Origin of the sequence: Acinetobacter sp. UBA6720 (genome assembly GCF_002454215.1) — a bacterium.
Taxonomy (GTDB): domain Bacteria; phylum Pseudomonadota; class Gammaproteobacteria; order Pseudomonadales; family Moraxellaceae; genus Acinetobacter.
The window spans coordinates 74,061-99,912 of the sequence record NZ_DKIK01000089.1 but is presented as its reverse complement, the minus strand read 5'-3'; the positions used below and the strand labels follow the sequence as shown (position 1 = coordinate 99,912).

Genomic DNA, 25,852 nt, shown 5'->3' with positions numbered 1-25,852 from the left:
AGATGACCACGGCTTTAATTACAGGTGCATCGAATGGGATTGGACTAGAAATTGCCAAGCGACTTGCGAAACAAGATATCAATTTGGTTCTGGTGGCACGGAGTGCTGAGAAGCTTAAACAAATAGCTGAAGAACTCACACAGTCTTTTCAAATTAAATGCATTGTTATGCCATTGGATTTAACGCAAACCAATGCTGTTGAAACACTATACCAGTCACTTGAACATACAGAAATTGATTTATTAATCAATAATGCAGGTTGTGGTGATTTCGGATTATTTCATGATGTGGATTGGCAGAAATATCAACAAACCATCAATCTGAATATGACCGTACTGACTGAAATGACACATCGCTTTTTACCGCAGATGATTGCACGTAATCACGGACAAGTTGTCAATATTGCCTCTACCGCAGCATTTCAACCTTTACCGTGGATGGCGGTTTATGCAGCGACTAAGTCTTATGTTCTCAGTCTTAGTGAAGCTTTGGCATATGAGCTGAAAGATAGCCAAATCAAAGTATTAGCAATCTGCCCAGGTGCAACCAATACAGGTTTTGCTTCAGCTGCTGAAGGTGGTCAGTCTAATAATTTTACCGAGAGCAACATGTCAACGGTGAGTGATGTCGCTGATTTTGCTACGCAAAAAATTTTAGAAGGACAAGTTGGTGTGGCAGTACATGGATTGAAGAATAAAGTGATGTCGATTCTTGCCCCAATGTCACCCAAAGCTGTCGTACTGCATATGGCAGCCAATGTCATGAAACCTTTCTGATTTTTTAATCTTCTTATTCATATTTTTAAATATAGGTGTCGTTATGATTCGCGTGACTCCAATCCAAACAGGTACAGTTTCAATCCGTCCACATCATCATTGTGGTGAAGAAGGTAAAGGGCCAATTCGACGTAAAATTGATATGTTGATGGATAAAGACTGGGTTGAAGATCTGCCAATTTTTACTTATCTGATTGAGCATCCAGAAGGGAATTTTTTAGTTGATAGCGGTGATACTGCTGAAAACTCAGCACAGGACTTTTTACCAAGTTGGCATCCATTTTTTAAACATGGTGTGGTGGTAAAAGTTGCACCAGGTGAAGAGGTAGGGGATCAACTCTGGAAGATGGGTTTAAATCCAAATAAAGATATCAAAGCTTTAGTGTTGACTCACATGCATCACGATCATGCAGGTGGTTTACATCATTTTCCGCATATCCCAATTATTGTGACACGTGAAAACTATGAACTGGCTTCAAGTTTCAAAGGACGAATCTTTGGTTGTTTGCCTCAATATTTTCCACGTTGGTTTACCCCCCAATTAATTGAGTTCAACAATGAGCCATTTGGTCCATTTGCACAAAGTTTTTATCTGACTAAAGATAAAAATGTAATTTGTGTGCCTACCCCAGGTCATATGCGCGGACATATGTCTATTATTGTTAAATCACCTGATATGACCTATATCATTGCGGGTGATGCGACTTATGATGAGCGCTTTTTACTTGAAGAGTTAGTGGATGGTGTGACTTATAATGTTGACTTGTCAAAACAAACATTAAGAAAATTCAAAGAGTTGGGACGTGAACAGCCAACGCTTTTACTTCCTGCACATGACTTGAATGTAAGAGAGCGTTTGGAAAAACAACTGATACTTCCATGTGATTCGCTGATTATTTAAATTGAGTGAAATAGCCAACATACATTTGGCGATGACATAACCTTGAAATAAAATGTGTTTATTTCAAGGTTCAGTGATATGAAGTTAACTTTAAGTACTCATGTTCGTGTCTATAGTAAACTGCAGTTTTTATAAGGTATCCCGAGCTACAACTGAATTGACCAGCTTTTGACGTTTGTCTTTATATTTGAAGATAAATCCAACTGCAAAAGCAAAGAAAATCATAATCACCGAATACACCGCAGCAGGGATGGCAATGGTGGTGCTGCCGAGTACCGAGATCGCAATAGTTAAAGCGACTGCGCTGTTATGAATACCAATTTCAAAAGCACATGCTCGAGCTTCTGCTTCATTCATCTTAAATATTTTAGGAATAAAATAGCCGATGGTTAAGCTGATTGCACAGAATAGTGCACAGACTAATCCAACATCAGCAAAATAGCTGGCGATATTTGCCTTTTCTTTGAGTAATGCACCAATACAGATGACCACGAGAAACGTCACCGAAAAGTATTTTACGAAACTTTCCATTTTCTTGGCAAAATGTGGTTTTTTTGCACGAATAATCATACCGATAACCAAAGGCAGTAAAATCAGTAGAAAAACTTGGATCAGTTTATCTAGTTGAATTCCAACAGTGGTGTCATCTTGCATAAAATAGGTCAGTGATAAGGTTGCAACTATAGGTAAAGTAAAGGCTGCAATCACCGAATTAAAAGCAGTCAGTGTGATATTCAGTGCAATATCACCTTTGAAGAGATAGCTGAATAAATTGGCAGTACTCCCGCCAGGTGAGGCTGCTAAAATCATCAGACCAACAGCGAGTAGTGGTTTGAGTTGAAAAAGTTTGGCTAGACAAAAGGCAATCGTAATAAGAAGTACCAGCTGGCAAAACAGTGCAATGAGTACATTTTTAGGGTTGTTTTTAACACGTTTAAAGTCTTGTAGCGTGACTTCAAAACCCAAGCCCATCATGATAATAATCAGGGCAATCGGCATACCGATGGTGATAAATGCTGAATCCATAGCAAGCTTCCTTCATAGCGCGTGTTATTCAATTTTGAGTGTCTAAGGGATGGAATCGTTTACAGCGTTGCTGAGCAATTGTTTTAAAATGAATATTTTTTTTGCTGTTTTACGACGCTTTTCTTAAACACGTTCGATCACACTTAATATCAAGCAGTCGAGGAAAATACTTTGGTAGAAAAGTGCCAAAAAAATGTACAAACGTGACAATTTTGCTATGATGAATATTGCCTATAGTGATCAATATATAAATGAAAAAATTGAAATAATTATTCTATAGGTCGGAGTTAAAAATGGATTTTGACGACAAGAGCATGTCTGCTCCAATTATTCCTGTACATTTGCCTGCTGCATTTGTGCGTATGACTATGTCACGCGGCTTTTCAGCCACAGCTATCTTAGAACATTCAGGTATACATATTGATGATTTAGAGTCTATTGATACGTATTTCACCTTAAAACAAATTGCAGTCATTGTTCAAAACGCACTCAATTTAACCAATGATCCAGCGATTTCTGTCTCATTTAGTCAGCATATTCGGTTATCACATTTTGGTTCTTTTGGTATCGCACTGATGTCAGCACCGACCTTAAAAGATGCCTTTTTAGTATGTAATCGTTTTAGTACATTGATAGATCCAACAATACATTTCTCGTATGAAATTAAAGACCGAATGGTCTGCATTCGTTTTGGGAAGCAGATTCCACTTGGCTTAACCTATTACTATACGCAAGAAGCACTTTGCCTTTCAATCATTCGGATTTTAGGGGATTTATTAGAACATGAATTGCCACAGCTCAAGATTGAACTCGATTATGAAAAACCTAAATATGCTGAAAAGTTTAGTTTCTTAAATGCTCCAATTATTTGGAATAAGCAGCACTGTGCCATTTATTTTAATGTCAATGTGCTTGATGAGAAGCTTCCGGGTGCTGACTTTCCTGCCTTTCAAAAGGCTATAAAGATGTGTGAAGCAGAGCAAAATCTATTTAAACAATACGGGGAAAACTGGCTGATTAAATTAAAACTGTTGGTTTTACAAAATTTACAGCAGCCTTTGACAGCTGAAGAAATGGCAGAACGGCTGCATTTATCTAGACGGACTTTCTTTAGAAAGTTAGCTGAGCATGATACGACTTATGATGCATTGGTGTCAGCTTCGCGTGCTGAAGTGGCAAAGGATTATTTACTGCATAAAAAAATCACACTCATCGAGCTTTCCAATCATTTAGGCTATAACGATGTATCGAACTTTACCAAGGCGTTTAAGCGTTGGTTTGGTATGCCACCGAAGCAATGGCAACAGGCTCAGTTACAGCGTTTAAAAGCGACTTAGTTTAAAAAAAGCGATCAAGTGATCGCTTTTTTATAATCATGTTATGGCTATGTTTTATAACAAAGGTTGAAGTTAATTCATCCAGTTTTTGATATAAAAGTAATCCATTTCAATAGACTGACAGTATTTATGTGCTTAAAAACGGTAACCTATTTTTAAGCCATAACCCCATGCATCATTGTCTTTATAAATTGCATCATAATTGTCTGTACCAAAATCAAAACCTGACTGTGCTTTGGCATCTCCAAGCATGAAATACTTAAGGCCTAAAGACACATCATAATTCGGTGCTGGTGCATATTTTGCACCCAGTCCAATACTCCAATACCCCTCAGTTGGACCCAATGTTGTCACAGGGTTACCCGCACCACTGTCCCAGCCGAGTGAGACAGAACCTGACCAATGTGTATTGAATTTACGTCCTATACCAATATTGGCAAGATACTGGTCGTCGCTATATGCTGCGAGATCGACAGCTTTTCCTGTGAGTTGCGTGGTGAGCTGCGCAAGACGCTCAGGTGAAATACGAAACTTCGACCACTCCACCCAGCGTAAATTGGCGAAAGCGACCGTATCCTGCATGATGCCTGATTGCAGGTCAATATTCACAGATTGCGGTGTGGTAACGGTTGACTCCAATGTTGTTGCACCCAAATCAATATATCCCAAAGCGGGGTTAGCTGGATTTAGAATTTGCACGGACTCAGTCATGTCGATGTCATGATCAATTTCAGAACGATAGGTCACCGCAGCCTGTAAGGCAATTTCAGGAATACTGTAAGCAAAACCTGCGAGCCAACCTACACCATCTGTTTCTGGTGCATTCATATCATATTTAATCCCGTTATAACCCGCACCTCTTAAGCGGCTATTGCCTTTGGTGGTTTGCAGTACAGGTCCTGCATAGACGTTGAAGTGTTCATTGGGTTGATAGCCGAGAATCGTACTTAAGTTTTGAGTTGTTACTTCGGATTCAGATTTTTCAGTACCTTGGGTATATGCTGGATAGTCTTGAATAGGATAGCCAGCTGCGGCACCAAATGGATGGTCGTATAAGAAGCCCAAAGAAAAATGATCAGTCAGTTGCACTTTCAATGCTGCACTTGGGAAAGTATAGCTGTCGGCGATGTCACCAGTTTCCATATTGGCAGCAGCGGTTAATCCACCTTTGCTAAAATCAGGTTTGATCTTGCCTGATACCGTTGGGTCAAGCACAGAGAAACCCACTTCAGCATAATTACCTTTTTGTAAGAAGGGTAAAATCGATTGTCCTGAACGATCTAAAGCAGCAGCGTGTAGTTGAGCTGTGGCGAAAAATGCGGTGATGAAAAATGCGGTAGAGGGGCATGCGATGGAAGATGCAATCTTGCGTATTTTCATTTTTAAATCCTTTTGTACTGTTGTCTAGGCTGAGCATCTGTGCTCTGTACGTCTATTTTTATTAAATTTAAGGATTGAAAATGGTATAAATGTGCCAATCTTTTGGTGAATTGGTGTCATCTCATCGGCTAGAGCAAATCATTGCTTCTATTTGGAAAAAGCAAAATATGAGAAAAGAGAAACATTAGAAAAACGAGATATTAGAAAAATGAAATAGCATGGACTGATACAACAAAGCCTATGTGTTGATGACATAGGCTTTGTGGTTTTTGCACGATTGAGGTGGTGAGCAGTACTACATTAGTTTTCATCTATTTGATAACGTTCGAGTTCTACAGGATCATGTGCACAGAAAAATTCAATCTCATCACCATGTTGTGCTTTAAGTGTTTTGAGCTTTTCTAAGCTATTGTGTCGTGCTTGGGGTATGGCTTGCACCATCCGCTCAAAAAACTTGAGTCCTGTCGGCATATGGTCAGTTTCATCTAATTGGCTGTGATGATAATAGGCATCACCACAATGCAATAACCATTTGCCTGAGTCTTGTGGCACGGCTATGCCAACATGACCTTTGGTATGCCCAATAAGCGGGATGATAAAGATATTGAGCTTGAGCGTCTCCTCTAATGAAATCGCATCCAGTCCAAACCATTGACTATTGGTTTGCTTATAGACTTGCCAGTTGGGTGTAGGCTTAAATTGATTGAACCTAAAGCGTAATTTGTCTTTCCATGTGGGTTGGGTAATTTGCTCAAGTTCAGGCTGATAGACATGGACTTTGGCTTGAGGAAAATCGGAAAATCCACCTGCATGATCCAAATCTAAATGGGTTGGAAATAAGTCAGTTACATCGGCAGGGTCATAGCCAAGCTGTTTGATTTGTTCAAATGCGGTTTCTTGTGGATCGAGTTTCGGTTTAAAACTTTTCTGAAAGGTTTTTCCAAGACGTTGGTCACGATGTTGGATGTCTTGTAAGCCGATCCCTGTATCAACCATCATCAAACGGTTGTCATGTTCGATCAAAAGGCAATGACAAACCAATTTACCCGGTTCGGTATATGAGCCTTGTCCATTGATCAATTTTGCACAAAGCGGACACATTGTCCCACAATTTAAATGATGTATTTTCATGCTGTTCTCGTAGCTGGTTTTTTCATGAGCAGGCTTTTTATAGATGATTTTCTCACAGATGGACTTTTCATGTCGTGAATTTAAACCTAAAGGGATCAATAGGTTTTTTCAAAACACGTCATATTCAGAGGAAATGACGCGTGATGGAATAATTACAGCGTCAGCACAATTTTCCCAAAATGCTGATTTTTCTTCATTTTGTCGAAGGCATCATTAAACTGCTCAAATGGATACACCGCATCAATCGGCATCTTGATTTGACCTTCTGCCAAAGCGGGAATGAGAGCATCTTTCGCTTTCTGGATGACTTCTGCAATTTCATCTGGATTACGTGTACGGAAACTCACACCTTTGTAATTGATCCGACGCATTGAATGCTGATCAAAATCCACTTCACCTGTTTCACCCGCCATACGTCCGACATTGACAATGGTTCCAGCGATTTTTGTAACGGACATGGTGGCGTTAAATAGAGGGCCTGCCAAAAAGTCGATCACCAAATCTGCACCTTTGCGTTTCGTTAGTTTAAGGACTTGTTTGGCCCAGTCCTCATCTTTGGTATTTACTGTTGCATCGGCACCAAATTCAGCCAGCTTTTCAAGCTTATCAGGTGTGGTTGATGTGCCAATCACTTGCTTTGCACCTAAATACTTAGCCACTTGCATTGCCATCAAACCCACAGCCGAGCTTGCACCGACAACGAGTACATGATCGTCTGCTTGCAACTGTCCATTGGTCACAATGGCATCATGCGTGGTTTGTAAGGCAACAGGTAAAGTGGCTGCTTGCTCAAAACTCAGATTATCGGGAATGGGATAAATCCATGCTGCATTGGCTAAAGTATATTCAGAAAATGCACCAGGGCCTGCACCCATGACACGGTCACCGACTTGCCATTGTTGAACCGCTTCACCCACTTCAACGATCTCGCCAGCCCATTCTACACCGACAGGAAAGCCGAGTCCGCCGACAAAGCCATGTGTTGCACCCGTTAACATATTCAAATCTGCCCGATTCAGCGCGCAGGCTTTGATTTGAACTAAAACATGATTTGGCATGACTTGAGGTTTTTCTAACTCACCTAAAACTGCGCCGTGTTCACCTGATAATATGGATTTCATCATAGACCTCGAACTATAGACCTTGGATTTAAAGTTTACGAATCGGTTTACTGCCGTTCCAGCCGATGGATGCCTTTTTGATATAGTCAAATATCTGTTTTTTACTGCCTGCCAACTCAGAAATTTCTAATGCAGTACCGATGACATGTTCAGTATCAAAATACGCCATCCGACCTTGTGGACCACCAATTTGACCTTCGTGCACAACGCTAAAGCCTTGATCCTGAAGGTGTTGATACATGGCATCATAGTCTTCGGTCCAATATGCAATATGTTGCAAGCCTTCACGACCTGAATTTAAGAAATCCTGATACATCGACGGTACATTATTGGTTTGCTGGATCAATTCGATCTGTATATCGCCTGAATTGGCCAGTGCAACTTTCATTTCAATATCATGCGGTTGACCTTTGTATTTAAAATTGTCCAACATGGCATTTTTCACATAGAACCAAGGGCCAACGCCCAACTTGATCCATTCATCCATGGCTTTTTCGATGTCTTTGACGATGTAACCGTTTTGGCAAACTGGACCTAAATCTTTACTCATGGGAATTTCCTTTTCTAAATTGAATTGAATCGGGCAAATGTATTTGCCCTTTACAGACTAAATTCGAGTTTTAAGCCAGTTTTGATGCATTAAAATAATCGCTAATTTCTTTCGCCAACATGATGTCGCCATCAATTTTTAATTTGCCACTCATAAAGGCCATTGCACCTGCAATTTTGCCCGTGATCAGTTCAATGAACACCTCATCACTGGTGGTCAGTACAACATCGGCATCGGCATTTTCACCTTGTTGAATGTCACAAGTACCATCATTAATTTGAATCACGTAAGGGGCAGAAAGCTGTAGTTGCAGAATGCATTCAACACCATCTGTATTTTCTGGGTTTAATGCAGTTGGCAGTTGATTTAAGATGAAATCATTGATATTCATGGTCTAATCCTTTAATGAATGATGTAAAAGTGTTTAGGTTTGTATTTAGACTCATCTTCAAATGTATGTTCATCGTTTGGATTTAAAGTTGAGTGCTGAGCTGACTATAGGGCACAATGCAAAAAGGGTATTGACGTGAAATGGAATTCATTGACCTGAGATTTTGAAATGATGTCTCAGTCGAGATATGGATATGTAGGAAAATGATGCAAGATATTGATCCTGTACAGAAAAAGTATAGTGTTGCCGTGCACTATATGCGTTTGCTTTTCGACTATTTACAGCGAAAAAATTATCCTGTATCGCAGTTTTTAGCGGAAATTAATCTCGCACCAGATCTGTTTGATCGACCTAATGATCGTGTCGATTTTCAGACGTTCAATCAGGCCTGTCATTTATTACAAGACAAATTTAAACAGCCTAACCTTGGAATTACGCTTGGGCAGTTGGTGACGACAGGACACTTAGGCCCACACGGTTTTGCACTCATGACTTGCGCAAATGCACGTGAAGTCATGCAACAAAATATCCATTATTCTGCGCTCACTATTGATGCGGGCAGCAATATTTTTGAACGGCATGGGAAAGAATATATCCGCTACTGGAAAAGTAATTTGTCAGGTGATCAGCCTTTGGGAAAACTGCAAGATGAATTACATCAAGCTTCTTATGTGACTTTATCTCGTCAGCTGTTTAATCGGCAGGATTTGAGCCCACTTTGGGTCTCTTTTCAGCATGAACAGCCTGAAGATATCAGTGAATATAATGCGCTGTTTCGTTGCCCACTGATTTTTAATGCCAAAGATACAGCAATTGGTTTTCATGAGGACTTTTTAGATTATCCATTACCAAGCTCGAATGAGTCGGTGCATCTGGTCATGAGTGATTTGAGACAGCAACTTTTAAAGCAATTGGGCAATCATCTCGAACCGTCTTGGTTAGCAGTCGCACGTAAAGCGATTATTGAATCGTTTCAGCTAGGTGGCTTGACCTTTGACGAGCTGGCACAACAGACAGATTTTACCGGGGATGAACTCAAAATAGAGATGCTTCGGCATAATCTGAACTTTAGGCATTTTGTCGATGAAATCCGTCAAAGCCTTGCGATGAGCTATGTGAGAAACCCACAACTCAGTTTAGTGGAGATTGCATTCTTGCTGGGTTTTTCAGAACAAAGTGCTTTTCAGCGTGCCTTTAAACGTTGGACGGGAAAAACCCCAAAAGAATATCGAAGTTTTAATACATAATACATCTGAGAATAAAAAAATCGCTTGAAGCTCAAGGGTCTTCAAACGATATAAAAAGCATAAGCGATATAAAAAATAAATGATTAAATCACTAATGTCCCAAATTGAAGTGCACCTAAAATTTCCGTTTGCTTGAGTCCAGGGAAAAGCCAATAGGGCGTAGATTCACTGCTACATGCACAACTTGGAAATGCAGGATTACTTTTTAATGGGCCTGCGATGGTTTTTTCCATGACCATGGAAATATATTGATCATTACTGCCTTCTTGGGTATTTCCATTCAGAATCACTTCTACACCTGTGCTTTCGGCATAGTCTCGAATCGCTTTGATTTTTGAACTTTTCGGTTCATAAGCATCTAAACTGATGCCATTTTCAGAAGAAACAAAAATCTGCTGATCGACTTTTGCCACCAAGGAATGGTTTCCTTCGGTATGTCCAGGCGTATGAACCAAGGCTAAACCTTCACCCAAAGCCAGACTTTTCTTAAATGTAATGACTTTATTTGCATCAATGCCTTCAACGGCATTTGGACAATACCAGTCCGATTGCACAGGAAGTAAGCCTTGAACACAGTGCCATTCTTTTTCATGCACCAGTAATTTTGCATTTGGAAAATAGGCAGGCTGATCCTTTGTGCCGAGCCATTTGCGAAGTTCTTGGGTGTGCAAATGATCATAACTAATATAATCCACTTGTTCAGGCTTAATTTTGAGTCTTTCTAGCGTTTGCTCAACAGAGGTGTATTGTGGAGCAAAGACTTTTGATGCACTTTCGGGTAATGAACCTGCAAGTCGTTCAAAAAATGGCGTTTTACGATTATTCACTACATCAGTAGGTGAGAACAATAAAACTCTCAGTTGCCCATGAAAGTCTTTGTATTGAATCACGAACAAACGGTTGAGCAAATGTAAAAAAGGGAAGGTCAAAGACTTTTGTGCAAACACACCAGTGTAACCATACCAAGTCGGATAAGGTGCTCGAACCAAATCAATACTTTGATAATATTGTACATCTGCTTGTTGCATGAGTTTTTGTCGAAACTTTAACGATGCTGTTCTGACATTTTCCAAGCGTTGTTTAGGCGAAGGCGCATTACGAGTACCATCAAAATCCGAAATTTCCTGCATGCCTAAGGGTTTGAATAGATCTGCCATCAATTTTATCCTTTATTCATTATTACAGTGATCTATGTGTTGTTAGCGCTTCGCTTTCGTGACTTTGCTTAAGTCTTTCATATCGTGTAGAAGACCCGATGCTGCTTTGTAGAACTGCAAAATACCTTTGGGGGATTTGAGGTTAAAGCCTTTAAAGAGCTGTTTGATAATGCTTAAAGTATCGAAATAAATACGCTCACACACCAACTCTTCACCTTCAAAAATAAAGAAAGCACACATACGCACACGGAACGAATTTCCTGTAGGAGGTACAGAACCTAAATAACCTTTGTGTGTACCCAAAAGCCAAAATTCACAAATCACAGCATCTTCGGTATGACGTAGTGCGATTAACTCGTGATGTTGGTCGGGAAATGCTTTACGTGAGGTACGGTGATAATTTAGTACATCATCACGTCCATCATGTGTGGCACCAGTCGCGATTAATTCATAATGCGGATGAGGAAAGGTACTGAGCACAGCATCAAAATCCTGTTTGACTTCATCGGCAAAGTGATCCAGTACTAGCTTTTCGCGAAAATCCATTAATTTTTGATCTAACATATTGGCATCCATTCATATGGGCTAAGGTTAGTTTTCAATGTAATGAGATCTGCTCTATTGAGATGGTAGTGGCGTGTCATATTTATGGTGAATAAGTGCCAAATTTCATGAGGTGTTGAAGTGTTGCAAGGATCGAGCTACGCGATATAGGCGAAAGTCATTGTTTTAAAACATAAATAAAATATGCTTATACAGCATATAAATGATCAACTATAGAAAAGTTAAAAAATATTTGACTTCATTTTAAATTATATTAATAATTGAGTGAGTACTTAATTATTTTATTCTGTTGATATGGCACGTCCTTTAAGTGAAGAAAAACGTCAAGCGATTTTAGATGCAGCGACTAATTTGATTGCAGAGCAAGGTCTCAGCGTATCCACAGCAAAAATTGCGAAGCTAGCCAATGTCTCTGAAGGTACGATTTTTACGTATTTTCAAAATAAAGATGTGCTCATTAATCAGTTGTATCTGAGTCTCAAACAACAGTTACGCTCAGCGCTCATTTTGCCTACGCAGTCTGTTGAGTTACGTGAGCAGGTTCAAGTTGCTTGGCGAGCTTATATTTCTTGGGGATTATCTAATCCTCATGGACAGCAGGTTTTAGCCACATTGAGCTTATCTTCTATTGTGACAGATACAACCAGAGCGATAGGCAATGATGCTTTCTGTGATATCAGCATTGTTCTTAAAAATGCGATGGCAGAGGGAGCGTTAAGTCATCAGTCTCCTGATTATGTCGGCGCAATCATGGTGACGATGGCGAATACCACGATGGAATTTATGAAACTTGATGCAAACAATGCTGAAGCGTTATTACGCGATGGTTTTGCAGCATTTTGGCGAGTGATTGCATATCAGTAATTTTTTTAGATTTTAAATGAGTAATTAATCACTCATTTAAAATAAGTTTAAAAGGCAATAAATTTATGAAACTTATTATTTTGGGTGCAACAGGCATGGTTGGGAAGAGTGTATTGTGTGAAGCCTTACAGAAAGATGATATCGAAGCCGTTCTGGTGGTTGGGCGGCAAAGCTGTGGCATCGAGCATGCAAAACTAAAAGAGTTGTTGCTAAAAGATTTATTCCAAGTGACTGAAATAGAAAATGAACTTATAGGATACGACGCGTGTATCTGGGCGATCGGGACAAGTTCTGTGGGCAAAAATGAAGCTGAATATGCCAAAGTCACCGAAGAGCTTACTTTATTTTGGGCTGAAAACTTAGTCCGAATCAATCCTCAATTTTCATTTTGCTATTGCTCTGCGGGTGGTGCAGGTGGTCGTGGTATGTGGGCACGAGTACGTCAGCGTGTAGAACAAAAATTACAGAAGATGCCTTTTCAGCATGTAGGCGCTGTACGTCCAGGTTTTATTCGGGCAGGAAAAGGAATTTCGAGTAGAACACGAGCATATCAAATCGGTGTGGAGTTGATGAAACCTTTGAATCCTATTTTTCCATATCTGGTTCGATATTGCCCGTGGTTATTTACGACGTCGGAGATCTTGGGACAAGCCATGATTGGCATTGTACAAGGTCAAGCAGACCGTTTCATTCTTGAATCAAAAGACATCAACCAACTGGGACAACGTTTACTAAACAGCGCGGTTTAAAGCTTAATTTATATATTTTTATTTGGAGTTTCAAAAATGAAGCAAGATTTAATAGGCAAAATCATATTAGTTACAGGTGCGACTAATGGTATTGGCAAGGCAGCCACCACGGAATTTGCAAAACGTGGTGCATCTGTCACTTTAATTGGACGAGATCAAGAGAAAACAGAACAGATTGTAAACGAGCTTAAAGCTTCGACTGGTCATTCTCATTTGGATTATATTCTTTGCGATTTAACAAAGTTGGCTGACATTCGTCGTGCAGCAGAAGAGTTTAAATCTAGACATGATCGCCTCGATGTATTGGTAAATAATGCAGGAGCGACATTTAAGAAACCAGTATTGGGTTCAGATGGTTATGAAATTACATTTGCATTAAATCATTTAGCCTATTTTCAAATGACTATGGCATTACTCGATTTAATTAGAAACACACCCAATGCACGTGTGGTCAGCACTTCAAGTTCTATGCAGGCACGAGGAAAGTTAGACCTTGCCCAAACCCCTTACAACACAGAAGTTTCTGGGCCAAGAGCATATGGAACTTCCAAACTGGCAAATATTTTATTTACTAAAGAATTACAACGAAAGCTTGAGGGAACTTCGGCCGTTGCCAACTGTTTTGAGCCTGGCATGGTCAATACAAGTTTTGGTGCATTTGGTACAGATCAAGGTTGGTTCATCAATTTAGTTTATAAATTAGCACAGCCGTTTGCAGTCACTCCTGAACAAGGGGCTGATTCTTTGATTTGGCTTGCAACATCTGCTGAGGCAGCATCGTTAAAAGGACAATATATTTCGAAACGCAAAATCGCTAAGCCTGCTAAGCAAGCATTAGATGACAAGCTTGCTACTGATCTATGGATTTTGAGTGAAGAACTCTGCGAAAAAGCCAAGTAATTTGAATTAAGAATCAAAGGGAGTCATGGTCATCATGCAATACATTCTTGTTATCGGAGTTCCATTACTCTTCGTTATTGGCATTGCTGTATCTGCAATTTATGTGGATGCTAGATTAAGAACATCATTCGGCCTAAACGCAAATAAGAAAACGGCGATGCTTGCTATCGCCGTCGTGACTATGCTGTTAATCATGATTATTTTAACTGCGACATCTGCAAGTAAAAATATGGGTTATTTTTATGTTGTCGGCGGTTATTTATTTACCTTTTATATTTTTTTATTACTGATGCTGGTATTTTTTCAGCTTTTAAAATTAGTTAAATTTCCAAGTAATCCAATAACAGGAATATTGTCGATCGTTTTTGCAATCATCATCACGGTAATTGGTGCGATCAATGCACGTAGTTTTTCAATTACAAGCACTGAAATTAAGCTGGAAAATTTATCCAGCGATTTAAATGTTGTACAGCTTTCAGATGTTCATTTGGGTCATCATCGTGGTGCTGATTATTTAAGTAAAATCGTGCAGGAAACCAATCAGCTCAAGCCAGATTTTATTTTAATTACAGGTGATTTGGTTGATGCTGATGTTGCTTTGTCTGAAGATGAATTTAGACCATTAAAAAAATTGCAAGCCCCAGTCTATTATGTTGGAGGTAATCATGAAAATGAAATTGATACCGACAAGACTTTGCAACTCATTCATCAAAATGGGGTGAACATATTACACAACCAAAGTGTAGAGACGCATGGTGTTCAATTGATTGGTTTAAACTATATGAAAGCAGATGACAAAACCATTGATTTACATCCATCAAATCAAAAGCAAAGCATTCAGTCTGTTATGAATCAGCTTGATATTTCACAGCATCAGCCGACTATTTTGATGCATCATAGTCCTGTTGGGATTGAGTATATTGCAGATAAAAAAATTGATTTAATGCTTGCAGGACATACACATGCAGGACAAGTTTTTCCAGCAACTTGGATTGCAAAATATGTTTTTCCATTTAATCAAGGAGTATATCGAATCAAGGATACTCAAGTTTTCGTATCACAAGGGGCAGGAACATTTATGTTACCTATTCGATTAGGGGCTAAAAATGAGATTAACTTTATTCAGTTAAAAGCTGAGTAAATGCCATGAATCAATAAATCTCTAACGATATTAATGGTTAGAGATTTATAAATGAAACTGATTAGATTAACCCAGTCTTTTTGCTAATGAGATAGTCTTTTAAGCCCATTGGTAATTTACGAAGTAAATAATAATCGCGCAGTTTATTGGTATGGATTTCATATTGATATTCAGGTTTTTCTGCATCTAATATGTCTACGATGGTATCTACCACAGCGATAGCAGGTAATCCAGTTTCAAAAGATTTTTTTGAACTGTCGTAAAAACGTTGCATTGCCTTTCCATAAATTGGGTGCGATAAATATTTTTTCACGTCTTGCAATATTTTTTCTGCCATAGGGGTTTGAATTTGTGCAGGCTCGACGACGGAAACCTTGATGCCTAATGGCTGAAATTCTAATTTCATCGCAGTCGATAATGATTCTAGTGCAAATTTACTGGCAGAGTAAAACCCTGTAAATGGTAAAGTACGCAGTCCACTTTGTGAGCTCATATTAATAATTTTAGATGGTTCTGAATTGTGAGATAAGAAAGGGAGCAGTGCTTGAGTCATGGCATGTACACCGACCACATTAACACCCAAAATATGTTCAAACTGCTTTTTGCTTAATTCCATTAAAGGTCCATTATAAATCACACCTGCAATATTGATTAAGGCATATAAGGGTTTTTGGTCTAGTAATTCAGACAATGCCTGTTTTACATTTTGTATATCATCTTGATTTAAAATATTCATGATGAATGGGTGGAAATTTTTTGGAATATTTTCTATTGAGTTTTTATACTCCTGTTCATTAAGTACCGTACCATACACGGTATAGCCTAATGCAGATAAGGTTTTTGCGCATTGAAAGCCAATTCCAGATCCTGCACCTGTAATAAAAACGGCTTTATTTAAATTTTTCATGAGAAACTCCTTTTATCGTCATATTATAATTTACTATCTATTACAGATAAGAGATGGTAGTCAGTGCCATTGAGTATTTCAGTTGCGCCCAATTATCTTTGGTGTGAAATTTAAGATTTTGGATGATGGATAAGACTGTTTTATCTATTCGTCAGTGGCTCTAATCCAAGTCCCTGTTCTACCTAAAAGACTAGATCCAATATAGCCCCGCATACTTAAGCGTCTGCCATTTTGAGTAACTTTGGCTTTACCTTTATATATTTTTCCATTTGTCACATCTAAGGCATAACCCTGAATATATTCACCATATTTTGTTGAGGGCTTTAAATTCCAAATCACTTTACTGCCTAGCAATGGTTTATTTTTAAAAGGTTCAGGGCATTTAGAACAAACTGAATTTTGACCTAAATTTTCATCTAATATCTTAATGTTTGTACCTGAAATGGTGCGATCTGATTCTTCTTTAAATTCTACGATTGCCTTTAATTTTCCTGTTCCCGACTCAAGCACCAACCATTTTCCAATAATAGGTTGCTCGGCAAATAGTGATGTAGAAAATAAAAAAATACAGGAAATGAGCATTTTAATGGACAAGTTGGAATTCATATTCATTCCTTGAATAAAATATAAAAAATAGAATTAATTGGTTGTGTTTTAAATTGATAACAGTCGTTAAAATTATTTTTAACGCTAATATATGCCTCTATCAATGTTGCCAAATCTTTATTTGGCCTACCTTTAATGAGTTAATTTAGTTTTTGTTGTGATTTGTTAATGGTGAATGAGTGCCATTTTATATTGCATCTGTGCCAAAAAAGCATTATTTCAGTATTCTGATATTGTCTATTTTTAATACTTGAATATCATTTCCTAATCATTTTAGGAGATAAAAATGAGTTCAAAAATTAAATTAAGGATTTTACATAGCGGTTCAACGATTGTGGATGGTTCTACTATTTTTGCCCCTGAAAAAATGCCGAAGTTTCCCAAATTGGCAATGTTGGGCATTATGCGAACGGATCGCGATAAACTTGAAATTCCTGTAACAGCCTATTTGATTGAACATCCGAAAGGAAAAATTCTGATTGATACTGGGTTTCATAAAGATGTTCGACTGCATCCAGTCAAGAATTTAACTCTGATTCATTATTTAGTGAATAAACCATTACAAAGTCGTGGGCAAGCAGTTGATGAAATGTTGGCAGAACTTGGGATTCAGCCTGAAAACCTTGACTACGTTATACTCACACATTTACATACTGACCATGCAGGGGGTGTTAAACAATTCAAGCATGCAAAAAAGATTTTGGTGAATGATCGAGAGTTGGCTTATGCGCAGAAAAATAAACTCGAATTTGTGGCGAGTTTATGGGAAGGTGTTCCCTTAGAAACATTTAAATTTGATCGCTCAGATATCGGTCCTGCCAATGAATCTTATGATTTATTTGGAGATGGAACGATTCAGTTGGTTTACCTGCCCGGTCATACCCCTGGATTGACAGGTATACTCATTCAAAACAATGGCAAGTGCTTATTGTTAACCTCAGATTGCGGTTATGCCAGAAAATCTTGGGAGCAAATGATCTTGCCTGGGGTGATGGCTGATCGTGAAAATACCATCAAATCTCTCAAATGGATTCAACAATTATCTCAACAAAAGGATTGTATAGACTGTCTAGCAACTCATGAAATGGAGTTAGACGCGATGATACTTGAGATTTAGAGAGAATATATTTGATTTAAAGTCTTAAACAGTATGGATTTTTAGTATGTACTTTAAATTAAATTTCAGTAAAGAGTCATAAGAAAATATACGAATAAATAAAATATAAAGGTGTTCTAATGATAATAGGATCATTAAAGTGAGAGCACCTTTAGGTGCTCTACTTTAGGATTTAGTTACAATACGATATTATTTTTGCGTTGATTGGAATATCTACTGTAGAAAAATATTGAGAGACCAATGATATATAAACACATTGAAAGTAAGAGCAAAGAAATCCCAGCAGCATAAAGTAGCCATGCTGCATAAATTACAGCGACTATTGCGATCAAGATATGTTTAGTTCGTCTATTTCTCCATGACTCTTTCAAATAAAAAGCTGAGACTAAAAAGTAGGGAAGTAAAATCATCACAGAAGAAATTAGTAATAACTGCGTATAGTTTTTATTGAAAAAATAAACAGAAATTAGTGCAATTTGTACAACTATTGATGTTAACCATAATGATGCAATTGGTACATTATTTTGATTCGTTTTTAAAAAGACCTGTGGGAATGCTTTATTTTTTGCTGCAAGAAAGGGAATTTCTGTGGCAAAAAGTGTCCAACTTAGATAAGACGAACTGACTGAAATTATCAATCCTAAGGTAATAATAATAGTCCCGGGCAGCCCAATCAATTGCTCTAAAATAGTGGCCATTGATGGGTTATGCATATTTGCTATGTCCGCACGATTTGCCACACCATAGGACAATACCGTAACCAATACATAGAAACTTAATGCGAGTAATACTCCAAATACAGTAGCACGACCAATGTCATTTCTGTTTTTGGCGCGAGAAGATAAAACAACAGCACCTTCAATACCTGTAAAAACCCACAATGTAATTAGCATCAGATTTCTGACTTGTTCCCATACGGGCATCTGTAAAGAAAAATCAAAATAATTGGATGTGAATAAATCTAGCTTAAATGCAATATATGTGAAGACGATGAATATTAAAATAGGAACTGTTTTAGCGATGGTTGCAATTAAATTGACTACGGAAGCTTCTTTAATTCCTCTGCTAACTAACCAATGAACTAACCATACAAATATTGAAGAACCAATAAGTGCATAGATCGTGTTACCTTCACCAAAATAGACATGTTGGGGGCTGTCGGTAAACATACCTACGCCAGAGAATGCAATAACAACATAGCCAACAATGCCAATAGTCGTACACAACCAATAGCCCCATGCGGAGCAAAAACCGATGAGCTCACCGAAACCCTCACGTGCATAATTATAAATTCCGCCATCTAAATCTGGTCGTTGCCGAGTTAGATAGAGTAGTGCAAATGCAAGAAACAGGATTCCAATGCCCGTAATGAGCCAAGCAATAATTAAAGCTTGTCCATTGGCAACTAATGCCATATTTTGAGGCAAACTAAACACGCCAGAACCAACCATTGAGCTAAAAACAAGGGCTGTTAAGGACAGTAAGCCAATTTTAGATGTCGACATGAAAATTATTTACTATTTAAAAAATTTTGAAAGTTCTGCAATATGTTCTGGACCGATACCACAACAGCCACCCAATAGCGTTGCTCCAGCTTCTTGCCACTCCTGAGCAAATTTTAAATACAATGCTGGATTTAAATCGGCACGAACTTCATCTAAACCATCATTTGCAGTTGCTTCACTATTTTGTGGAGGAAAAGCATTCGCATAAGCACCAATTTCGACACCATTTGGTAATAAGGGTTTAATCGCAACGATTGCTTGGAGAATGACTTCAGGCTGGCAACAGTTAAAAAGTACAGCTTTGGCTCCTAGGCGTGTAATCGTGTCAGCAGCTTGTTGAATACTTTCACCTGATCTTAATCGTGGCTGTTCAAGTTGAACTTCATCTTGTAAGGTAAATGAAACCCAGAAATCACGTTGATCTTTAGGTAATAAAGCGTGAACAGTTTCAACTTCCTTTAAGCAAGATTGTGTTTCAGCTAACCAGAAATCCACATGCGGCGCTAGCGTTTCTATGATGGGTTTTGCAAGTTTTTCTGCTTCATTTTCCTGAAATAAATCAGCACGATATGAACCAAATAAAGGAGGGAGACATCCTGCAATTAAAACCTTTTTTCTGCTTTCTTCAACAGCTGTTTTGGCCTGCATAACAGCAATATTGACCAAATCTTTTACTTCAGCATCAAAGCGTTCTTGACCAATATGAAATGGAACGACAGCATAATTGTTTGTTGTAATGACTTCCGCACCAGCGCGGATAAAATCTAAATGAACCTCTTTAACAATTTCAGGTGCTTCAGTTAAAGCAAGTGCTGACCATTCAGGTTGTCTAAAGGGAGCACCTCTGCGAGCAAGTTCACGTCCAAAGCCGCCATCTAAAATTTTCATATCTTTAGTTTATCATTTAAAAGAGACAGCCATTATAGTTAACTAAGAAAGGGGATTATGGATTTAAAAGTAAATAAATTATATTTTTTTTGATTATAGTAAATTAAATTTTTTTATATATTTAAAATGTTTATAAATTAGATTCTGCATATTTTTAATTGCTTAAAAACCAATCACCAACTTATAAGGAGCCTCATTCTAAAAATAATTCTTTTCGGAGCTATAGTCCACTGATGAACATGATTGATGTAATTATATTTTACATTAAATCAATACATTGTCATTTTATATCTTAGATAGATGTCAAAAAGGCAACAATTAAGATTAAACAAGAGCAATCGTTCAAAAATGATACATGGATGGTTATTTATACTAGATATTGGTGGGTTGTATAAAAAAAGTACGATTATTTAAGAAAATTGCGTCTTTTTTTTAGCTGGATCGTCTTATAAAGCTTAGAACATATTTTAAATTAGCGAAGTTTAATTTTTATTAAGCGCTGGATGACCCGACCAATGCCACAGTTTTTATATTGGAATTCCATAAAACCATTTGCTTTGACTGCTACAGTGCTAGCTGTTACAAGTTTGATGAACACACAAATTTATGCGGTGAGTGAAAATACAGCCAGTTATTATCAAGTTCAAACAGGCTCACTAACTCAAGCACTCAATAATGTTGCACAACAAGCCAATATCTCGGTGTTATTTGATCCTGCTAGAACCAATCTGTATCAAGTAAAAACCATCCAAGGAAAATATACCTTAGATCAACTTTTTGCACGTTTAATTCAAAATACACCATTCAAATTACAAAAATCAGTATCGGGCTACATATTGATTGAGATGCCTGATACGAAAAATTTGGCTGGAGTAGAATCTAAAAAAACAGATTTAAATCAATCTGTTTTATCAAATATGGCTATGGATAATCAGACTTATCAAATGCCTGCTATCGTATTAGAAGCGGAAAAAGAAGATACAGTTAAATTTGGACAAAGTGTACTGAATCAAAAAGCAATTGACCGATACCAAGCCAATAATGTCGCACAATTATTAGATAATATGCCAAGTGTTGGTTCGGCTGGATCACCACGACCAGGTGGGCAGACGATCAATATTCTAGGGCGAGGTGGGGTTGCAGATGTGCCCATTACTCTCGATGACTCTGTTAAGAGTTTTGACAAATACCGACAGGGCTCAGTTTTTATTGAGCCTGAAATTTTAAAGAAAATAACAGTAGACAAAGGACCTCACAATGTTGAGGTTGGAAATGGTGGTTTTGGTGGCAAGGTGACATTGGAAACAAAAGATCCCAGTGATTTGCTCGGTGCAAATAAAAATGTAGGTGCTTTTGTAAAATATTCACGTTTTTCCAATAATAGCCAGAACACGTATACTGGCGCAGTTTACGGCAAAATGAAGAATGGTTTGGTTGATGGTTTGTTTTACTATACAAACCGAGACAGTAGTGATGTAAAACGTCCAGATGGCAGCAAATTTTTATATTCTGCACAAGAGCAGGACACCTACTTAGCGAAACTCAACTTTTATCCAGCCGATGGACATAAAATTTCGTTAAATGCCATGCGTAGCGGTCATGAGGGGTGGGAACCATTTGCTGCAATGCGTGACCAAGATGCAGTGCCGAGCCAAGCAGATATTGATAAATATGGTTATGATGAAGCATGGAAGCGTCGTTTAGTTTATCGAGACCAAAAGGATACCAGTTACTCAGCTGCGTACGAATTCAATCCAGAATTTAATCCCTTTATTAACTTTAAAGCAGTTGCTTCATACTCAAAGACATTTCAGCATGACCAACGACTACCAAGCGTGAATGGCTCCGCTGCACTGTTAGGTAATGAAAGTTGGGTCAACTATACAAATACAGCATTAAAAGTAAGTAATATCAGTGATATAAAATCAAAATATGGTGACCACAAATTAAAAATCGGTACGCAATACCAGAAAATGGAACAAAATTCTTTGATTTTTGATAAGAGTAATGCGTCTAAACCTGATTACAATTTTGGCTATTATGAACCCAATTATATGCCTGCTGGTGATCAACAGATGCTGAGTGCTTTTGTTGAGGACCAATATCAATTTAATAATATTATTATTACACCATCCTTGCGCTATGATCATATCGTAAATAATGGGAAACCAAACCGCGCATCAAGATATAACAATCCTCTTGCGGGACATGATTACTCAAGTAAAACCTATACAGGCTGGTCTCCTCGTTTAGCAATGTCTTGGGCTCAAACAGATCAACTTACTTGGTTTGCAAATGTCAGCAAAACATGGCGTGCGCCTCGGGTGGATGAGCAATATTATGTGCAGTCGGCAGCAACAAGCGTTCCCTCCACCAGCCCTTATTTACGCCCAGAAAAAATGCTTGCAGTACGTATTGGAAATGAAATGAATTTTGATGATCTGTTGAGTAACGATGACCATCTACAAGTTCGTTTAACCTATCACCACAACCGTGGCTCAGATGAAATATTTAGAAACCGCTCAACTTTTTGTCAAGCCCAAGCTGAAAACCAAGCCAATACTGGTTCTGGAAGCATAAGTGATTGTAATGGCAATTATCATCACGGCTTCTACCGAAATGTCACAGATTACACGATTCAAGCCTATGAAGCCGAATTGTTCTATAATCAACCGACTTGGTTTGCAGGGTTTACTTATTCATATATTCGAGGAGAACGTGATAACTCTCCAGTAAATCCATGGTTTGATGAAAAAACATGGATGACAGACATCCCGCCTAAAAAAGCAACCGCAACTTTAGGGGTAAATGTTCCAGAACATCATTTAACCATGGGGTGGAGGGGCATTTTCGTTGATGCACAGGACAGAAGCTTATCTGATAATGATAAGTCGATTGCTGCATCATCTTTCTCTTTGCCCAAAACAAAAGGGTACTCACTGCATAGTGTATATGCAGATTGGCAGCCCCTTGGTGAGAAAGGGCCTGTATTAAATTTCTCGATAGATAATTTATTTAATCGTGATTACAAAATGTATCTTGGTGAATACATGACAGGTACAGGACGGGATTATAAGCTAAGTATTTCTCAGAAGTTCTGATTGATATCAACAGTATAGAAACCAACTGAAATCTTATATATTTCTTCAATAGCCTTCAAAAGAAGGCTATTTTTAAGATGGATGCATGCGTATTGCATATTCTGGCATGTATATTTTGGGGTAGCTATTTTATGTAAATAAAGCGAATGACAAAACATAGCGATGGTATCTATACAATCCGATCCTTTTCCAGTAATTTTACTATGGTATGAAAAATGCTAAGAATAAAATGACTCAAAAAGGATGACCTATGAAAAAAACAGTTTCAGCTTTAACACTTAGTTTAAGCCTATTACTCCCATGCGTAGCATTTGCCAAAAATAGTGTAGTTGTTGTGGCCACTGGTGGAACAATTGCAGGTGCAGGTGCAAGTTCAACCAACAGTGCAACGTATACCGCAGCAAAAGTTCCTGTGGATGCATTATTAAATGCAGTTCCTCAAATTCAAAACTTAGCCAATGTGACTGGTGTACAGGCGATGCAAGTTGCATCAGAAAGTATTACCGATAAAGAGTTATTATCTCTTGCACGGCAAGTTAATGATTTACTTAAAAAACCCGATGTAAATGGTGTGGTGATTACGCACGGAACGGACACGCTAGAAGAAACGGCTTTCTTTTTAAATTTAGTGATTCATTCAGACAAGCCAATTGTATTGGTTGGGTCAATGCGCCCAAGTACAGCGCTGTCTGCTGATGGCCCACTTAACCTTTATAGTGCAGTTGCACTTGCTGCCGATGATAGTGCAAAAGGAAAAGGCACTTTTGTGCTGATGAATGACGATATTTTCGCAGCACGTGATGTTTCAAAAACAATTAATATCCATACCAATGCATTTGCGAGCCAATGGGGTGCACTCGGCACCTTAGTTGAAGGTAAACCTTACTGGTTTAGAAGCACTACGAAGCGTCATAATACAAGCTCCGAATTTAATATTGAGAATATTAAAGGCGATAGTTTGCCACTCGTACAAATTGTTTATGGCTCTGGCAATATGTTACCTGATGCATACACCGCTTATGCTAAAGCTGGAGCGAAAGCCATCATTCATGCTGGGACAGGGAATGGGTCGGTAGCGAACTATATTGTTCCAACTCTAACCGAGTTGCAGAAACAAGGTGTTCAAATTATACGTTCATCTCGTGTACCGCAAGGTTTTGTGCTTAGAAATGCAGAGCAGCCAGATGACAAATATGGCTGGGTTGTTGCACATGACCTTAACCCACAAAAAGCCAAATTACTTGCAGCCCTTGCTTTAACAAAAACGAAAGATGCAAAAGAAATCCAACGTATTTTTTGGGAATATTAAGACCGAGAAATATGTTCTAATATTAAATTAAACATTTTAAAGAGGCACCTTATTTGGTGCTTCTTTTATTTGCAAATATATGTGCTTTTTTAAAATTACATTAAGCCATAATGGTGGCGATACATGGAAGGAGACTGACCATTCCAACTGATAAATGCGCGCGTAAAAGCACTTTGTTCTGCATAGCCTAACATGAGTGCAATTTCTGCTAATGATAGCGTTTGGTCTTGAAGATAGGTTTTAGCTAATACAAAACGTGTGTCTGCGAGCAATGCCCTATAGCGAAAACCTTGTTCATCTAGCCGTCTATAGAACGTTCGCAGAGATAAATCTAATTGATGTGCAATATCTTCAGCACTACATCGGTTTTCCTCTATACCCGTTTTAATCGCAAGTTTGACTTGAGTGAGAAAGTCATTGCGTACAGAAGCATCATATTGTCCAGAGAAGTCAAGTAGCAACGCAGCAGCCTGTCGGTCATACAGGCTTCGAAGATAAGGATCACTGGTACTAATTTTCATTGCATATAAAGCGCGAGGTAGGGTAATCCCAACCGCATGGGTTCCAAATTTCACAGGGCAACCAGCCAAAATTTCATAAATTTTAGAATCACTATCAGGCATATAAGGCAGTTCAACACATATCGGTGCAATATCACGTCCGATTAATGCCTGATAGAAACTAATAAATACCATGACACCAAACTCTCCCCAAATGCCACGGGTACTTGGGTCATTATGCCACCAGCGCATAGTGATTTCATGATCTGTTAATGCTAAAGAAATCTTGAGCTCTGAATCGACTAAAGTTTGATGATGGTGATAACGACCTAATGCTTGTCCTAAGCTTGAGCAGGTTACCCCCATATAACCGATCATTCCAAAATGTTCTGGCTTTAGACTTCGTCCAATGCGGAAACCCAGCGCTGGTTTTGGGTAGCGTGTTTGAATAATGTCTAATACATTGAGAAAGTCGTCTTTGGGCATGCGCCATGCGTAGCGCTCTTTGAGCTGTTCAATTTGAGCAATAAGAGTTGCATCCTGATAAGCATTGCAACTCAGATAAACCAGTAAGGTATTCAGAAAACTAGAAGAAACGAAGTTTTTTGACATATTTGTATTTTTACACGCTCTTTGGCACAAAATGTCAAATCGGTGCCTTTTTGTCAATACACCTTTTGCAGG

General features: G+C 38.4%; 24 protein-coding genes. 11 read left to right on the top strand and 13 right to left on the bottom strand.

The genetic code is table 11. From position 1 onward, the window contains the following. On the top strand, nucleotides 1-776 hold a 776-nt coding region (locus B4F08_RS08190), incomplete at its 5' end, for an SDR family NAD(P)-dependent oxidoreductase (protein WP_291374091.1). 43 nt (nucleotides 777-819) lie between these two features. Beyond that, on the top strand, nucleotides 820-1,677 hold the full coding sequence (locus B4F08_RS08185) for an N-acyl homoserine lactonase family protein (protein WP_291374090.1): 858 nt from the start codon (nucleotides 820-822) through the stop codon (nucleotides 1,675-1,677). 129 nt (nucleotides 1,678-1,806) lie between these two features. Here the strand turns inward: B4F08_RS08185 and B4F08_RS08180 are convergent, their stop codons facing one another. After that, nucleotides 1,807-2,703 carry a bile acid:sodium symporter family protein gene (locus tag B4F08_RS08180; protein ID WP_086210500.1) on the bottom strand — a complete coding sequence of 299 codons (897 nt, stop codon included), beginning with the start codon at nucleotides 2,701-2,703 and terminating at the stop codon, nucleotides 1,807-1,809. A gap of 293 nt (nucleotides 2,704-2,996) precedes the next feature. On the opposite strand from B4F08_RS08180, the gene B4F08_RS08175 reads away from it, so the two are divergent. Next, a complete protein-coding gene (locus B4F08_RS08175; protein WP_291374089.1) occupies nucleotides 2,997-4,040 on the top strand; it encodes an AraC family transcriptional regulator in 1,044 nt (347 codons plus the stop codon). Between the two features lie 135 nt (nucleotides 4,041-4,175). Here B4F08_RS08175 and B4F08_RS08170 read toward each other — a convergent pair whose 3' ends face one another. From B4F08_RS08170 to B4F08_RS08150, 5 genes are all read right to left on the bottom strand, one after another. Then, nucleotides 4,176-5,420 carry an OmpP1/FadL family transporter gene (locus tag B4F08_RS08170; protein WP_291374088.1) on the bottom strand — a complete coding sequence of 415 codons (1,245 nt, stop codon included), beginning with the start codon at nucleotides 5,418-5,420 and terminating at the stop codon, nucleotides 4,176-4,178. Between the two features lie 300 nt (nucleotides 5,421-5,720). Further along, nucleotides 5,721-6,551: an MBL fold metallo-hydrolase gene (locus B4F08_RS08165; RefSeq protein ID WP_291374087.1), complete on the bottom strand. Its 831-nt coding sequence runs from the start codon at nucleotides 6,549-6,551 to the stop codon at nucleotides 5,721-5,723. Nucleotides 6,552-6,703: 152 nt separating this feature from the next. Then, nucleotides 6,704-7,675 carry a quinone oxidoreductase family protein gene (locus B4F08_RS08160; RefSeq protein ID WP_291374086.1) on the bottom strand — a complete coding sequence of 324 codons (972 nt, stop codon included), beginning with the start codon at nucleotides 7,673-7,675 and terminating at the stop codon, nucleotides 6,704-6,706. Between the two features lie 25 nt (nucleotides 7,676-7,700). Further along, nucleotides 7,701-8,222 (bottom strand): VOC family protein, encoded by a 522-nt coding sequence (locus B4F08_RS08155; protein WP_291374085.1) that lies wholly within the window; start codon nucleotides 8,220-8,222, stop codon nucleotides 7,701-7,703. A 70-nt stretch (nucleotides 8,223-8,292) separates the two neighbouring features. Further along, nucleotides 8,293-8,613, bottom strand: a complete 321-nt coding sequence (locus tag B4F08_RS08150; RefSeq protein WP_291374084.1) for an SCP2 sterol-binding domain-containing protein — start codon at nucleotides 8,611-8,613, stop codon at nucleotides 8,293-8,295. Between the two features lie 203 nt (nucleotides 8,614-8,816). Here B4F08_RS08150 and B4F08_RS08145 point away from each other — a divergent pair, with 203 nt between their 5' ends. Next, the gene (locus tag B4F08_RS08145; RefSeq protein ID WP_291374083.1) at nucleotides 8,817-9,860 is read left to right on the top strand and encodes an AraC family transcriptional regulator; all 1,044 of its coding nucleotides are present in this window, start codon (nucleotides 8,817-8,819) and stop codon (nucleotides 9,858-9,860) included. A gap of 83 nt (nucleotides 9,861-9,943) precedes the next feature. On the opposite strand, the gene B4F08_RS08140 is transcribed toward B4F08_RS08145, so the two are convergent. Both B4F08_RS08140 and B4F08_RS08135 read right to left on the bottom strand, forming a co-directional pair. After that, the gene (locus tag B4F08_RS08140) at nucleotides 9,944-11,017 is read right to left on the bottom strand and encodes a hypothetical protein (protein ID WP_291374082.1); all 1,074 of its coding nucleotides are present in this window, start codon (nucleotides 11,015-11,017) and stop codon (nucleotides 9,944-9,946) included. Between the two features lie 42 nt (nucleotides 11,018-11,059). Further along, the gene (locus B4F08_RS08135) at nucleotides 11,060-11,581 is read right to left on the bottom strand and encodes an ester cyclase (RefSeq protein ID WP_119063959.1); all 522 of its coding nucleotides are present in this window, start codon (nucleotides 11,579-11,581) and stop codon (nucleotides 11,060-11,062) included. A 294-nt stretch (nucleotides 11,582-11,875) separates the two neighbouring features. On the opposite strand from B4F08_RS08135, the gene B4F08_RS08130 reads away from it, so the two are divergent. The 4 genes from B4F08_RS08130 (at nucleotide 11,876) to B4F08_RS08115 (ending at nucleotide 15,235) form a co-directional block, all read left to right on the top strand. Next, nucleotides 11,876-12,445, top strand: a complete 570-nt coding sequence (locus B4F08_RS08130) for a TetR/AcrR family transcriptional regulator (protein ID WP_291374081.1) — start codon at nucleotides 11,876-11,878, stop codon at nucleotides 12,443-12,445. 65 nt (nucleotides 12,446-12,510) lie between these two features. Further along, nucleotides 12,511-13,194, top strand: a complete 684-nt coding sequence (locus B4F08_RS08125) for an NAD-dependent epimerase/dehydratase family protein (RefSeq protein ID WP_291374080.1) — start codon at nucleotides 12,511-12,513, stop codon at nucleotides 13,192-13,194. A 36-nt stretch (nucleotides 13,195-13,230) separates the two neighbouring features. Further along, nucleotides 13,231-14,094 carry an SDR family oxidoreductase gene (locus B4F08_RS08120; RefSeq protein ID WP_291374079.1) on the top strand — a complete coding sequence of 288 codons (864 nt, stop codon included), beginning with the start codon at nucleotides 13,231-13,233 and terminating at the stop codon, nucleotides 14,092-14,094. 34 nt (nucleotides 14,095-14,128) lie between these two features. Further along, entirely contained in the window at nucleotides 14,129-15,235 is a 1,107-nt protein-coding gene (locus tag B4F08_RS08115) for a metallophosphoesterase (protein WP_291374078.1), read from the top strand. A 61-nt stretch (nucleotides 15,236-15,296) separates the two neighbouring features. Here the strand turns inward: B4F08_RS08115 and B4F08_RS08110 are convergent, their stop codons facing one another. Beyond that, the gene (locus B4F08_RS08110) at nucleotides 15,297-16,142 is read right to left on the bottom strand and encodes an SDR family NAD(P)-dependent oxidoreductase (RefSeq protein WP_291374077.1); all 846 of its coding nucleotides are present in this window, start codon (nucleotides 16,140-16,142) and stop codon (nucleotides 15,297-15,299) included. Between the two features lie 144 nt (nucleotides 16,143-16,286). After that, entirely contained in the window at nucleotides 16,287-16,748 is a 462-nt protein-coding gene (locus tag B4F08_RS08105; protein WP_291374076.1) for a DUF2147 domain-containing protein, read from the bottom strand. A 286-nt stretch (nucleotides 16,749-17,034) separates the two neighbouring features. Here B4F08_RS08105 and B4F08_RS08100 point away from each other — a divergent pair, with 286 nt between their 5' ends. Then, on the top strand, nucleotides 17,035-17,865 hold the full coding sequence (locus B4F08_RS08100; RefSeq protein ID WP_086210515.1) for an N-acyl homoserine lactonase family protein: 831 nt from the start codon (nucleotides 17,035-17,037) through the stop codon (nucleotides 17,863-17,865). Between the two features lie 176 nt (nucleotides 17,866-18,041). Here the strand turns inward: B4F08_RS08100 and B4F08_RS08095 are convergent, their stop codons facing one another. Next, nucleotides 18,042-19,370, bottom strand: coding sequence for a basic amino acid/polyamine antiporter (locus tag B4F08_RS08095; protein ID WP_110975048.1), 1,329 nt, complete (start codon nucleotides 19,368-19,370; stop codon nucleotides 18,042-18,044). A gap of 12 nt (nucleotides 19,371-19,382) precedes the next feature. Then, the gene (locus B4F08_RS08090; protein WP_110975047.1) at nucleotides 19,383-20,258 is read right to left on the bottom strand and encodes a homocysteine S-methyltransferase family protein; all 876 of its coding nucleotides are present in this window, start codon (nucleotides 20,256-20,258) and stop codon (nucleotides 19,383-19,385) included. A gap of 590 nt (nucleotides 20,259-20,848) precedes the next feature. Between B4F08_RS08090 and B4F08_RS08085 the strand changes: the two genes are divergently transcribed. Then, nucleotides 20,849-23,359: a TonB-dependent hemoglobin/transferrin/lactoferrin family receptor gene (locus B4F08_RS08085; protein WP_414632465.1), complete on the top strand. Its 2,511-nt coding sequence runs from the start codon at nucleotides 20,849-20,851 to the stop codon at nucleotides 23,357-23,359. Nucleotides 23,360-23,609: 250 nt separating this feature from the next. Beyond that, complete coding sequence (locus tag B4F08_RS08080; protein WP_151706989.1) at nucleotides 23,610-24,668, top strand: asparaginase; 1,059 nt, start codon at nucleotides 23,610-23,612, stop codon at nucleotides 24,666-24,668. A gap of 95 nt (nucleotides 24,669-24,763) precedes the next feature. On the opposite strand, the gene B4F08_RS08075 is transcribed toward B4F08_RS08080, so the two are convergent. Continuing rightward, the gene (locus B4F08_RS08075) at nucleotides 24,764-25,780 is read right to left on the bottom strand and encodes an AraC family transcriptional regulator (protein WP_291374074.1); all 1,017 of its coding nucleotides are present in this window, start codon (nucleotides 25,778-25,780) and stop codon (nucleotides 24,764-24,766) included. Between the last annotated feature and the right edge of the window lie 72 nt (nucleotides 25,781-25,852).

Coding starts and splice junctions, on each gene's coding strand:
- B4F08_RS08185 (WP_291374090.1), top strand. CDS start 820: ATGATTCGCGTGACTCCAATCCAAACAGGTACAGTTTCAATCCGTCCA.
- B4F08_RS08180 (WP_086210500.1), bottom strand. CDS start 2,703: ATGGATTCAGCATTTATCACCATCGGTATGCCGATTGCCCTGATTATT.
- B4F08_RS08175 (WP_291374089.1), top strand. CDS start 2,997: ATGGATTTTGACGACAAGAGCATGTCTGCTCCAATTATTCCTGTACAT.
- B4F08_RS08170 (WP_291374088.1), bottom strand. CDS start 5,420: ATGAAAATACGCAAGATTGCATCTTCCATCGCATGCCCCTCTACCGCA.
- B4F08_RS08165 (WP_291374087.1), bottom strand. CDS start 6,551: ATGAAAATACATCATTTAAATTGTGGGACAATGTGTCCGCTTTGTGCA.
- B4F08_RS08160 (WP_291374086.1), bottom strand. CDS start 7,675: ATGATGAAATCCATATTATCAGGTGAACACGGCGCAGTTTTAGGTGAG.
- B4F08_RS08155 (WP_291374085.1), bottom strand. CDS start 8,222: ATGAGTAAAGATTTAGGTCCAGTTTGCCAAAACGGTTACATCGTCAAA.
- B4F08_RS08150 (WP_291374084.1), bottom strand. CDS start 8,613: ATGAATATCAATGATTTCATCTTAAATCAACTGCCAACTGCATTAAAC.
- B4F08_RS08145 (WP_291374083.1), top strand. CDS start 8,817: ATGATGCAAGATATTGATCCTGTACAGAAAAAGTATAGTGTTGCCGTG.
- B4F08_RS08140 (WP_291374082.1), bottom strand. CDS start 11,017: ATGGCAGATCTATTCAAACCCTTAGGCATGCAGGAAATTTCGGATTTT.
- B4F08_RS08135 (WP_119063959.1), bottom strand. CDS start 11,581: ATGTTAGATCAAAAATTAATGGATTTTCGCGAAAAGCTAGTACTGGAT.
- B4F08_RS08130 (WP_291374081.1), top strand. CDS start 11,876: ATGGCACGTCCTTTAAGTGAAGAAAAACGTCAAGCGATTTTAGATGCA.
- B4F08_RS08125 (WP_291374080.1), top strand. CDS start 12,511: ATGAAACTTATTATTTTGGGTGCAACAGGCATGGTTGGGAAGAGTGTA.
- B4F08_RS08120 (WP_291374079.1), top strand. CDS start 13,231: ATGAAGCAAGATTTAATAGGCAAAATCATATTAGTTACAGGTGCGACT.
- B4F08_RS08115 (WP_291374078.1), top strand. CDS start 14,129: ATGCAATACATTCTTGTTATCGGAGTTCCATTACTCTTCGTTATTGGC.
- B4F08_RS08110 (WP_291374077.1), bottom strand. CDS start 16,142: ATGAAAAATTTAAATAAAGCCGTTTTTATTACAGGTGCAGGATCTGGA.
- B4F08_RS08105 (WP_291374076.1), bottom strand. CDS start 16,748: ATGAATTCCAACTTGTCCATTAAAATGCTCATTTCCTGTATTTTTTTA.
- B4F08_RS08100 (WP_086210515.1), top strand. CDS start 17,035: ATGAGTTCAAAAATTAAATTAAGGATTTTACATAGCGGTTCAACGATT.
- B4F08_RS08095 (WP_110975048.1), bottom strand. CDS start 19,370: ATGTCGACATCTAAAATTGGCTTACTGTCCTTAACAGCCCTTGTTTTT.
- B4F08_RS08090 (WP_110975047.1), bottom strand. CDS start 20,258: ATGAAAATTTTAGATGGCGGCTTTGGACGTGAACTTGCTCGCAGAGGT.
- B4F08_RS08085 (WP_414632465.1), top strand. CDS start 20,849: ATGAACACACAAATTTATGCGGTGAGTGAAAATACAGCCAGTTATTAT.
- B4F08_RS08080 (WP_151706989.1), top strand. CDS start 23,610: ATGAAAAAAACAGTTTCAGCTTTAACACTTAGTTTAAGCCTATTACTC.
- B4F08_RS08075 (WP_291374074.1), bottom strand. CDS start 25,780: ATGTCAAAAAACTTCGTTTCTTCTAGTTTTCTGAATACCTTACTGGTT.